This is a genomic window from Clostridium puniceum, from assembly GCF_002006345.1.
Taxonomy (GTDB): Bacteria; Bacillota; Clostridia; order Clostridiales; family Clostridiaceae; genus Clostridium; species Clostridium puniceum.
Genome location: NZ_LZZM01000184.1, coordinates 34,628 through 46,691, shown reverse-complemented (window position 1 = coordinate 46,691; position 12,064 = coordinate 34,628). Strand labels below are relative to the sequence as shown.

The window sequence follows — 12,064 nt, the reverse complement described above, 5'->3', positions numbered from 1 at the left end:
ACATAGATGATTTTATATATATGTTCTAAAAAATTTTGTTCATTAAGATTTAATTTCTATATTAGAGTGATTGGATAAGACAACCAACTAAATTATGAACTTTCTTAATTAGAACTTATATAATTAAATATTTAATTATACATGTGAGTTAAACAATGTTATTTTTTTGTAGAAAACTAGAATATTTTGAATTATAATTATATTTATACCATTTAATTTATAATATAGCTATTTTGTATTTTTATAATAAAAATAGGGGGAATACTTATATGAAAAACATTATAAAATTCAAAATATCAAAAATTTTTTTTCTCTTGATTTCCCTATTATTTCTTATATCAACTTCTCCAGAACTGGGGATAAAAGCAGATGAAATTAATAAGAATGTTTTAATAATAAACTCCTACTCTACGGGATTCTATTGGACTGATGGAGAATGTGAAGGAATTATTGATACTTTAAATTCTGAAGAAAACGTTATGAAATATGTGGAGTATATGGATTGGAAAAGATATAATTCAGAAGATAATTTGAACAGGCTATATGAATATTATAAATATAAATACTTTGATAAAAAAATTAATTTGATAATTACAACCGATGATGCTGCTTTTAACTTTGCGATAAAATATAGAAAGGATTTATTTTCAGATGCGCCTTTAATTTTTGGTGGAGTACACAAAGAGTCTGCAGATAAAATATTAAAAGGTGATTCTAATGTAGCTGGTATTTATGAATCCATTGATCCAGAGGGCACTATTAGAGCCGCATTAAAAATGAAACCTAAATTGAAAAATATTTATGTTATTCATGAAAATACCGAAACTGGAACAAGTTATTATAATTTAATTAAGAAGTCAGTATCATTAATTGATAAAAATCTTATTATATATGATTTAAGCAATTATGATATTGATGAAATATATAATAAAACTTCAACACTTAAAGATGACAGTATAGTTCTTCTTGATGCTTATAACATAGATACAAAAGATCTTCCTCTTCCAGTTAATAAACTTTTAAATATTATTTCCACTAGCAGTCCGGTACCAATTTTTACTACATCAGAGCCACTTATAGGTCAAGGCTGTATCGGTGGTAGTGTAATCAGCGCTAAAGTTCATGGCATTGATATAGGTAATCTTGCTCTAAGAAACCTTAGAGGAGAAGATATAAATTCAATTTCTTTTATAGACAAAAAATCAGTGAGTTCCATCTATGATTACAATATATTAAAAAAATATGGTTTTACTTCAGCGGTTCTTCCCCAAAATAGTACAATAATTAATAAACCATCATCATTCTATGAAACATATAAAAAACAAATTTATATTATTTCTTCAGTATTTATAGTTCTCATGATTTTAATTGTATATCTTATCATTAATATAAAGAAAAAAATTGAAATTGAAAAAAAACTCATTGAAAATAACGAAGAAATTAGCACTCTATATGAAGAACTTATTGCCTCTGAAGAATCCTTGCAAATGAATTATATTGAATTGAATGACAAACAAAATGAACTTTTATTAAGTGAGGAAAAGTATAGATTAATAGCCGAATCTTCACTGGACATAATTTGGGAAGAAGACATGAAAACTAATATTAGAAAATACTCTGATAAATTGTTTGAAATACTTGGATATACAAATGATGAACTACCTACTTTTAATGATTGGTATAATATAATTCATCTAATGGATAGAGATATTGTAATAAAAACAAGATCAATGCATATGCAAAATGGATTTATTGATAATAATGTTATTTATAGAGTACAGTGTAAAACTGGTCAATTCAAATGGATTCTTGCAAATGTAAAACTACAATATAATGAAGCTGGAAACTTAATAAGGATGTATGGTGCTTATAAAGATATAACTCAATTAAAAGAAAATCAATTAGAAATAAACAACCTTGCATTTTATGATCCTATTACCAAACTTCCCAATAGGATATCTTTACATAATGCAGTTAGAGAATTAAGTGAGTTGAAAAAAGATTTTACAATGTTTTTCTTAGATCTAGACAATTTTAAAATAATAAATGATTCTTTTGGACATCCTGTTGGAGATAAATTGTTAATATTAGTGGCGGAACGTATAAATTCTATGAATAAAGATGAATACACTGCTTTTAGACTTAGTGGTGATGAATTTATTATCATTTATAAAGGCTCAAAGGATAGACTAGTTATAGAGAATATTGCAAGTACAATTCTCTCCAAAATATCAGAATCATGCAATATAGATGGTAGATATTTTCATATTAGTTCTAGTATTGGCATAGCATTGTATCCTGAAAATGGTGCTGATGTGAATGAATTACTAAAAAATGCTGATACTGCAATGTACTATTCAAAAGAATCAGGAAAAAATAAATATACTTTTTTCAATACTTTTATGGGTGAAAATACTATAAAGAAAATAAATTTACATAATGATTTACATAACGCCATTGAAAATAACGAATTTGTTTTATATTATCAACCAATAGCAGACGTAGTTAGTGGTCAAATAGTAGGAATGGAGGCTTTAATAAGGTGGATTAGCCCTAAAGAAGGTTTTATTGCACCAGATAAATTTATACAAGCTGCAGAAGAATCAGGCCACATTATTGAAATAGGAACTTGGGTTATACGAAGTGCGTGTAATTTTGCTAAGGAGCTTTTAAACTTAGGGCATGAAAATTTTTATATCTCAATAAATGTATCTGCAGCACAACTTATGCAGAAAAATTTCAAGGATATATTATTTAATATTATAAATGAAACTAGTATTCCTACTAAATATTTATTATTAGAAATTACTGAATCTGTTTTTATGGAATCATTTGAAGATATATCAAAGTTATTTTCAGAAATTAGGAAACGAGGCATAAAAATAGCTCTAGATGATTTTGGCTGTGGATATTCTTCATTAACTTATTTAAAGAATCTTCCTATGGATGTATTGAAAATTGATAAATCCTTTATTGATGATATTTTAAGTGCTGATGAAAAAAATTGTATTGTAGGTTTGATAATAACACTTATGAAACAGCTTGAATTTAAAGTTATAGCTGAAGGTATTGAGACGAAAGAACAGCTAGATTATATAAATGAATATAAGTGCGATTTATTTCAAGGTTATTTAGTTAGTAAACCAATTCCAAAAGAACAAATATTAAAACTTTTTAATAACATAAAGTAATTAAAATATTATTATTCATAATTGGTTCTGTAAATAATTTTGTGTAAGCTGAATAAAATGAACTTCTTCTTGGCAATAATTGAGATAACAAATTATTACAAGAAGGAGTTTTTTTATATGGAAAATGTGTCGAAAGAATTATTAAGAGAATACATAAAGAAACAAAATTTCACCAATGCCAATGATATATTAAGTGCATTAAAGGAAATGTTTAGAGATGTTTTACAAGAGTCTTTGGACGCTGAAATGGACGAAGCATTAGGCTATGGAAAGAAAACTAATGCGAATAGCCGAAATGGGTATTCGAAAAAGACTGTTAAAACAGAGCTAGAACCTATACAAATTGATATACCAAGAGATAGAAAAGGTGATTTTGAACCTAAAATAGTTCCTAACCACCAAAGATCCGTTAACGGTATCAAAGATAAGATTTTAGGACTTTATGCAACTGGAATGACAACTAGAGATATATCGGAGCAAATAAAAGAGCTATATTGCGTAGATATAAGTGCTGAAACTGTATCAAATATAACCAATAGAATATTACCGCTAGTTTCAGAATGGCAAAATACACCATTGGAAAATTCATATTCATTTGTTTTTATGAATGCTATACATTATAAAGTAAGATAAGATAAACAAATTATAGTTAAAGCTGCTTATATTGTAATATGTGTTAATTTAGATGGTGAAAAAGAAGTTTTAGAAATATGGATAGGAGCTAATGAAAGCAGCAAATTCTGGCTATCTGTGTTAAACTACCTTAAGAATAGAGGAGTTCAAAATGTCCTTATATTCTGCGTTGATGGGTTAAATGGCTTCAAAGAAGCTATCGGCGCTACATTTCCATTTGCAAAAATACAAAGATGCATAATACATCAAATAAGATCTAGTATGAAATATATTCCTTACAAAGACAGAAAGATCTTTGCAACTGATTTGAAAGGAATTTACAAAGCTGTTAATGAAGAAGCTGCAATGGAAAATTTGCTATTATTGAAAGATAAATGGTCTAATAAATATACTAATGTAGTTAAGAGTTGGGAAGATAATTGGGATAACTTGAGCACATTCTTTGCATTTCCAGATAATATAAGAAGGATAATATATACTACTAATGTTATAGAAAGCTTAAATAGCCAATTCAGAAAAGTAACAAAGACCAAACTAATATTTCCGAATGATGATAGCTTATTAAAGATGCTCTATTTAGCCGTTGAACGCGTAGCCAAGAAATGGACTAGAAATTATCCGGATTGAGATTTAGTTATTAATCAGCTTTAATATAGTATTTAGTGATATATTAGATAAAAAATCATAAGAAAAAGAACCTTAAATTAGGATATTCCTAAAATTAAAGTTCTCTTAAATTATTTGTCCTAAGTATATTATTGCCACTAATTGGAGATAATATACTTAGTGGATAAATAATTCCTTCACTATAAATATCTATTATTAGACAAAATTAAAGATTAGTCTAAGTGCTTAAGTTATAGATTATTTCTAAGAAGAAAATCAGAATACACAAAAATATTTACAGTCTTATTATCTTTTAATCCTATACTCAGTTACCGTAGATTTATTACATATTTCTTTATATTCTCTCCAAAGCAATTCTATATAATCATCAATTGGTACATCATACCAACCATGTCCATTATTTAAGAATAATTTTTTATATTTAGAATTGTTCTTAATTATTTTATTACCATATGTTTTTCTTAAAGTCTTATTTGTACATCTGTGAAATTCCTCATCACTTAATATCATTTCTTTTAACTTTTTTCTTTCTTGTTGAATATTTTCCCAAATTTTATTATCTTGTTGCTTTATTTCTTCTTCATAATTTAAAATTATCGATCTGCACATCTCTTCTGGAGAACAAAGTTCTTGTTCTATATAATAATAATCAAATTTCTCTACAGTCAACATCATATCTTGATACATACAATAAATTCTTAAACTTATTGGTTCATTAAAATTTATATTTTCTATTTTTTGATTATAGCTATAAAATTCTTTTTGAAATATTGATAATATTTCTTTATTAATATGATATTTTTGAATAACAAAGTCATTTATGCACATAGATTCTTTTTCTAAATAATTGTAATATCCTCTTGGTTATTGTAATTTTGCATAAAAAATAAGACTAAGATTTCTCCTAGCCTATCTAAAATATTACTTAACTGATTTTAATTTAGTAACTTCAACCCAATTACTTGCAGTCACAAGTTCAACTTTATTTAAATCTTTTTGAATATCATTAATTTTATTTATTACCTCAACATGGTTAGCTGAACTTTTACCTTCATAGTCTGTAAATTGATCTTTAAATTCTTTTATATCAAATTTAATTTCTTTAATACCCTTTGTATTATCATCAATCTTATTTTCTAACCTAGTTTGACCTTCTTTAAGTTCTTTCAACATTTCTAATATTTCATTATCCACTCTTTTATCACCTCACATAATATTATCGAGTAAAATTATTATATCACAAAAATATAAGTGATGTTATACTTATTTTAATACATGCGAAAAAGACACATACAAAATTGTATATGCCTTTTATAATATATATCATTTTTTCTATCCAACTTCACTTTTCTATTCTTCTTGCTTATTACATCCAAAGGATTGTACCTTAATAAATTATCTTTTAATTCAACTGGTAATAAGTTAATATATCTCTCAGTAGTTGTTATTTGAGTATGAGCCAACTGAGCTTTAAGCCTGTAAATATCTCCGCCGTTTCTGATAAAAAGTGTACTTAATGTATTCGTAAAAGTGTTTACCCCTCTCATTTTCACCTTACAATACTTAAAACAACTAGTAATATTTTGATACAACGTACTGTAACACATCTTTTCACCATTTAATTTAGAAAATAATATATCATCATCTTTTAATTGTAAATTTGATATATATTCTTGTAATACAACTTTAAGTGCGTCTGGTAATGGAACATTAATTTGTCGCTTAGTTTTCATATGCCTAAATAAAATATTCTCATTATCAAAATTAATATCTTTTACTCTCACATTTAATAAAGTCTCACTTCTACATCCAGTTGCTATAAAGAAATTTATGCAAACCCATGACCTGTAATTACCCACTAAACATTCTTCTAGATTCGGTTTTTTTAATAAAATTTCAACCTCAGCTTCTGTGTATATAGCTTTTTTCTCTAATAATACATTAGGTATTTTAACTTAAAACTTAACTAAATATTCTCTTTTAAAACAGTATGAAATAAATGCCTTTATTTTTATCATAAAAGTTTTATAATAGTTGCGTTTATGTCCTTTATCAATCATTTCATTTGTTCTTTGTATTACTCTCTACTCCAAAACACTCTCCAAAAAAACATTCTATTCAACCTTCTGTATCAAACCATTATCAATCAAAATCTTAAAAGAAAAACTCCTAATAGTATTACCAAAGCTTAATGTTATTTTGTCTTCCTTCAGTTCTTCAATCTCCCCAATACCATAAGTCTTATGAGCTACTTTATCTCCCTCTTCATAACCATAAGTCTCCACAATCATATCATTTAACTTACCTTCAACAATGAACCTTGAAACTTCCTTAAACTGCCCCCTTCTGCTTCTTGGTGAAAACAAATAAAGGTTATCTATTGCTCTTGTTATTCCAACATAGAATAATCTTCTCTCCTCTTCTATATTATCTTTTATACTTGAACTATGAGGAATTGTTTCTTCGCTAACATTAATTACATATACATTTTTAAATTCCATTCCTTTTACTCCATGTATAGTACTTAAAATAACTCCTTCTCTTTTTGTCTTTTTTTTACTTTCTTCTATGGTTTGTTTTATTTCTTCTATATGTTGCAAAAATTCAAATATGGTTTTAAAGCCTTCAGCTGCTAATTTAAATTCTTCTATTATATCTTCTAAATCCTCTGAGCTTTGGTTAAGCTTTTGAGCATATCCTTTTATATGATCTATATAGCCTAAATCCATAACTATATATGCAATAGCAGATGATAATGATACTTTATTTAAATAGTGTATATCTTTTCTTAAGTCATCAAGCTTTTTCTTTTGAAAAGGCGGTGTGTCTGTTTTATTCATTAATATGGTAAATGGATCTTCTTCCTGGATATAACTTTTTATATAAGCAAGATTTCCCTTACTTACATATCTAAAAGGTCTATTTATTATTTGCAAAAAGCTATTTGTATCAAATTGATTAATTGATAATTTCAAATATGCAATTAAATCTTTGCATATAAAATGCTCAAAAAAATTATATTCTCTATCTAATAATGTAAATGGAATCTTTCTTTTTGTTAAAACATCTATCATTGTCATTGATTCTATATTTGTTCTATATAATACTGCATTATCTTCATATGGAATGCCTAGTTTTTTATTTTCTAAAATTATATCAGTTAAGCTTTCAGCTTCCATTTTTTCATTATATGGACTAAACCATTTAATAATCCCTGTGCTATCTTTATTCCATTTAATTTCTTTATTATTTCTTTGCTTATTAAAACTTATTACATCCTTTGATTTATCGACTATATTCATTTTACTTCTATAATTAATTGATAGATAATATTTTTTTCCCTCTTTGAATATCTTATCAAAGCTAACCATATATTCAGGCTTTGAACCTCTAAATGAATAAATGCATTGATCCTCATCTCCAACAGCAAAAAGGCTGTTATCCTCTCCTTCATTTATTAATTTTAGAAAGTCAATTTGCATTTCATCACAATCTTGAAATTCATCTACCAATACATATTTAAATAATTTTCTATATGCTAAAAGCATACTCTTATCATTCTTAAGTAATTCCAATACCTCTATAGCTAAATCATCAAAATCTTTTTTATTATGTTCATTCTTATATTCCTCATATTTTTCTAGTGCTTCTGAAAAAATTTCCTTTGCAACAGATGGTTTAAATTCACTTAAAGCTATCCTAGAAGTTTTATATAGTGAAATATTATTTATTGCTTCTTTTATCTTATCTTCATTAACTTCATCAAAATATTTTCCTAGCACATTACTAACTATTTTATGAGCAATACCTCCATCTATTATATCTATCTTCTCTCCACCTTTTAAAAGCATCTTGTAGAACAATCCATGAAAAGTCCCAAAAAACGGAGATATATTTTTATTAAAAGCCTTCTCATATCTATTTTTCATATTTTGAGCTGCTGCTTTTGTAAATGTTATTACAATTATATTTCCATTAGCAATCTTTTTATTTTCTACTAAATAATTAACTTTGTTTATTATAACCGTTGTCTTACCCGACCCTGGTGCTGCAACTATCAGCGCATTTTTATCTTCTGCATTTACTGCACTCATTTGATATTTATCAAGGTTGTACCCCACTATTTAAATCCTTCTTTCTTTTGACTTAATATTTACTTTCAAATATTATATTTCAATTATATATTATAATTTTCATAATATCTCGTTCTTATTTCTATTTATTATCTATACCAATTTTAATTTTAGCCATAATTACTATTTTTAGAACAAACAGCAACTAATATTGTAATAAAAGACTTATAGATGTACAATAGTTTTATATATTTTTATTTATAATGTAATAATATAGCAATTATTAAAAAGTAATTATTTTATATATTTTTTTAAAGGAGATTATTATGAATAATAAATCTAATTTCAATGTAAAAGATGAAAGAAATTTAACAATGCTGGTTGATTTTTACGAATTAACTATGGGCAATGGTTATTTTGATAAAGGACTTAAAGACAAAATAGCTTATTTTGACATGTTTTTCAGAAGAATTCCTGATGAAGGTGGATATTGCATAATGGCTGGTGTTGAGCAATTAATTGAATATCTAAAAGCCTTAAAATTCACGGACGACGATATTACTTATTTAAGAGGTAAAAATACCTTTTCAGAAGATTTTCTTGAATATCTAAAAAACTTTAAATTTACTTGTGATGTCTGGGCCGTTCCAGAAGGAAATCCTGTATTTCCTAATGAACCACTTGTAACTGTTCGCGGCCCTGTAATTCAAGCACAATTTCTTGAGACAATGATTCTTTTAACTATCAATCATCAAACTTTAATTGCCACAAAAGCTAATAGAATTTGCAGAGCTTCCGAAGGCCGCCCTGTAATGGAATTTGGTTCTAGACGTGCTCAGGGATATGATGGTGCAATTTATGGCGCTAGAGCTGCTATTATTGGTGGTTGTAGTTCAACAGCTTGTACTTTATCAGATAGAATGTTTAACATTCCTGCAATAGGAACTATGGCCCACAGCTGGGTTCAATTATATGATACCGAATATGATGCCTTTAAGGCTTGGGCTGAAATTTATCCTGATGACTGCGTATTATTAATTGATACATATAATGTTATAAAATCTGGTATTCCGAATGCAATAAAAATATTTAATGAAGTTTTAAAACCTCTTGGCAAGCAACCTAAGGGAATTAGAATAGATTCTGGTGATATTACTTATTTAACAACTAAGTGCAGAGAAATGCTAAATGCTGCTGGTTATGAAGATTGTAAAATAGTGATTTCTAACTCACTTGATGAACATATTATAAAGGATGTATTAGATCAAGGTGCTTCTATTGATTCTTTTGGAGTTGGTGAAAGACTTATAACTGCAAAATCTGAACCAGTATTTGGTGGTGTTTATAAATTGGTTGCATTAGAAAATAATGATGAATTAATTCCTAAAATTAAAATAAGTGAAAATGATGAAAAAATAACCAATCCTGGTTTTAAAAAGATAATAAGAATTTTTGATAAAAATTCTCATAAAGCTTTAGCTGATTTAATTACTTTAAGAGATGAAACTGTTAATGAAAAAGAACCTTTAGTATTGTTTGATCCTATTCATACTTGGAAAAGAAAGAAATTTAAAAACTACTATACTAAAGAGCTTCAAGTTCAAATCTTTGAAAAAGGTAAATGTATCTATGAATCACCTACGGTTTTAGATATTAAACAATTTTCAAAAATTGAAACTGATAAATTATGGTCAGAAGTTCTTAGATTTGAAAATCCTCATACTTATTATGTTGATTTATCACAAAATTTATGGTCTTTAAAGCAGTCTTTACTTCATAAGTTTACAGCTTCTTATGAACCTCAAGATTAACCTCAAAATCACTCTGACCATTATTCGGTTGTATTCAAGATACATAAGCAAACAGAGATTAGAGTACTTTAAAATATTCTAATCTCTGTTTATTTTAGTAATTAATATTAATATTTTTATCATCATCATATATAGATAAATTTAAGAAACTATACTCTTCCTTCATTATGTCTCTAAAGTTTACATTGCTTGATTCTGTACACTCATTAAAAATGCAGTGTTCACGCTCTTGCCTTTCTGATGAATTTCCAACTAATATAGGACATTCACTGTAACATTCAACTTTTTCTTTTTTAGTTGACCAAAATGGACATTTACTCATAAAACCCGCCACCCTTTTTTTATCGCATTTCATAAACTCTCACAATTTATGAGTCAATTATATTACATATAATTGAAGAAGTAAAGATTTTACAATGATATATTGAAAAAAGCAGCTTTCAAATGAAAGCTACTCCTCCGCAAATATCTTATTTAAATTTCACAAGTGTTTTTAACAACAGAAATATTTATAAGTTCATTTTGAAAAGCTCTAAGTAGTGCTTTTTCTAAAACTTTTTCTTTATCAAAATTTGCTATATCCTTACATTCTGAAAAAACTTTATTTTTTTCACCTTTAACATTTTTATAAGTTAATGTTACGTTTGGCTTATCGTATTCTACTTCTAATATCTTGATTCCCCAAGATATATTAGCAAAATCACCATCAACTGTTAATTTTGTTAATTCTTTTAACTTTTCATTATCTTTACTTGGATCATTAACTACTATTAATTCATCCCCAACTTTATACTTTCCCACAAAAATACGCCTCCTTTTAATTCATATATTTGCATCTTTTATCATAGGCTATCTATTCAAAAGTCTGTAATAAAATTTGTGTCTATTCTGTGGAATATTTCCTATTACTTCGAAAAGTATGTTAATATTTTAACATTCACCCCTCAGTTATATTTTAGCAAATTTTTTCTTACTATACAATAATTTTTTCACATTTTATATTAAATTTCTATATAGTTTTTGTTAATTATTCCAATCTGGTTCATTCACTTTCTTTTACAAACTAGATATCGCTTCTATTAAATATTTTTTAGTATATAATTTCACAAAGAAGCCAATTAATAATTATTGTCTACAAATAATTTCAATTGATATTTATAAATATTTATGCTATAATTTTAGCATAAATATATTATAAGTGAGGTATCACAAAATGGATCATATAGCTTCAATTTTTAAGGAAAAAAAGCTAAAATTAACTCCTCAGAGGCTTGCAGTATATAATTACCTAATTAATACAACTTCTCATCCTTCTGCTGATGTTATATATACAGATATTCATATTCAATATCCTACTATGAGTTTAGCCACTGTTTACAAGGCTCTTAAAACATTAGTTGAAGTTGGCTTAATTCAAGAAATAAATGTTGGCGAAGGTAACTTTAGGTATGATGGAAATTCTTTTCCTCATCCTCATTTACAATGTTTAGGTTGTGGTAAAGTTGATGATTTTAAAGATTTGACACTTGATAATCTTAATTCCTTGGCAGAAAATCATACTACTTATAAGATTGTTTCTAACAAAGTTTATTTTTATGGTTATTGCACTAACTGCCAATAAACATTGTTTAGATTATAACTTTAGATATTTTATTTAAAGTTATAATCTTTTTTTATTTTATCACTTCTATATTATTAATATGAACTTAAATATTAACATATAATCTAT

9 protein-coding genes and 1 pseudogene are annotated in these 12,064 nt (G+C 26.5%); 4 read left to right on the top strand and 6 right to left on the bottom strand.

All coding sequences use genetic code 11. The features are described 5' to 3' along the window. Positions 1 to 269 precede the first annotated feature (269 nt). The gene (locus CLPUN_RS16195) at positions 270 to 3,191 is read left to right on the top strand and encodes an ABC transporter substrate binding protein (RefSeq protein ID WP_077848284.1); all 2,922 of its coding nucleotides are present in this window, start codon (positions 270 to 272) and stop codon (positions 3,189 to 3,191) included. Positions 3,192 to 3,308: 117 nt separating this feature from the next. Then, a pseudogene (locus CLPUN_RS16190) lies at positions 3,309 to 4,512 on the top strand (IS256 family transposase). 224 nt (positions 4,513 to 4,736) lie between these two features. Here the strand turns inward: CLPUN_RS16190 and CLPUN_RS16185 are convergent. From CLPUN_RS16185 to CLPUN_RS16170, 4 genes are all read right to left on the bottom strand, one after another. After that, positions 4,737 to 5,279 carry a hypothetical protein gene (locus tag CLPUN_RS16185; RefSeq protein ID WP_077848283.1) on the bottom strand — a complete coding sequence of 181 codons (543 nt, stop codon included), beginning with the start codon at positions 5,277 to 5,279 and terminating at the stop codon, positions 4,737 to 4,739. A 93-nt stretch (positions 5,280 to 5,372) separates the two neighbouring features. Beyond that, entirely contained in the window at positions 5,373 to 5,645 is a 273-nt protein-coding gene (locus CLPUN_RS16180) for a hypothetical protein (RefSeq protein ID WP_077848282.1), read from the bottom strand. A 74-nt stretch (positions 5,646 to 5,719) separates the two neighbouring features. Continuing rightward, a complete protein-coding gene (locus tag CLPUN_RS16175) occupies positions 5,720 to 6,370 on the bottom strand; it encodes a tyrosine-type recombinase/integrase (protein WP_278281663.1) in 651 nt (216 codons plus the stop codon). Positions 6,371 to 6,565: 195 nt separating this feature from the next. Beyond that, positions 6,566 to 8,572, bottom strand: coding sequence for an ATP-dependent helicase (locus CLPUN_RS16170; RefSeq protein ID WP_077848280.1), 2,007 nt, complete (start codon positions 8,570 to 8,572; stop codon positions 6,566 to 6,568). Positions 8,573 to 8,850: 278 nt separating this feature from the next. On the opposite strand from CLPUN_RS16170, the gene CLPUN_RS16165 reads away from it, so the two are divergent. Continuing rightward, positions 8,851 to 10,335, top strand: coding sequence for a nicotinate phosphoribosyltransferase (locus CLPUN_RS16165; RefSeq protein WP_077848279.1), 1,485 nt, complete (start codon positions 8,851 to 8,853; stop codon positions 10,333 to 10,335). A 94-nt stretch (positions 10,336 to 10,429) separates the two neighbouring features. Here the strand turns inward: CLPUN_RS16165 and CLPUN_RS16160 are convergent, their stop codons facing one another. Both CLPUN_RS16160 and CLPUN_RS16155 read right to left on the bottom strand, forming a co-directional pair. Continuing rightward, positions 10,430 to 10,657, bottom strand: coding sequence for a hypothetical protein (locus CLPUN_RS16160; RefSeq protein ID WP_077848278.1), 228 nt, complete (start codon positions 10,655 to 10,657; stop codon positions 10,430 to 10,432). 152 nt (positions 10,658 to 10,809) lie between these two features. Further along, positions 10,810 to 11,136 (bottom strand): hypothetical protein, encoded by a 327-nt coding sequence (locus CLPUN_RS16155; protein WP_077848277.1) that lies wholly within the window; start codon positions 11,134 to 11,136, stop codon positions 10,810 to 10,812. 412 nt (positions 11,137 to 11,548) lie between these two features. Between CLPUN_RS16155 and perR the strand changes: the two genes are divergently transcribed. Beyond that, positions 11,549 to 11,956 carry a transcriptional regulator PerR gene (gene perR, locus CLPUN_RS16150; RefSeq protein WP_077848276.1) on the top strand — a complete coding sequence of 136 codons (408 nt, stop codon included), beginning with the start codon at positions 11,549 to 11,551 and terminating at the stop codon, positions 11,954 to 11,956. The last annotated feature ends 108 nt before the right edge of the window (positions 11,957 to 12,064 follow it).

Coding starts and splice junctions, on each gene's coding strand:
- CLPUN_RS16195 (WP_077848284.1), top strand. CDS start 270: ATGAAAAACATTATAAAATTCAAAATATCAAAAATTTTTTTTCTCTTG.
- CLPUN_RS16185 (WP_077848283.1), bottom strand. CDS start 5,279: ATGTGCATAAATGACTTTGTTATTCAAAAATATCATATTAATAAAGAA.
- CLPUN_RS16165 (WP_077848279.1), top strand. CDS start 8,851: ATGAATAATAAATCTAATTTCAATGTAAAAGATGAAAGAAATTTAACA.
- CLPUN_RS16160 (WP_077848278.1), bottom strand. CDS start 10,657: ATGAGTAAATGTCCATTTTGGTCAACTAAAAAAGAAAAAGTTGAATGT.
- perR (WP_077848276.1), top strand. CDS start 11,549: ATGGATCATATAGCTTCAATTTTTAAGGAAAAAAAGCTAAAATTAACT.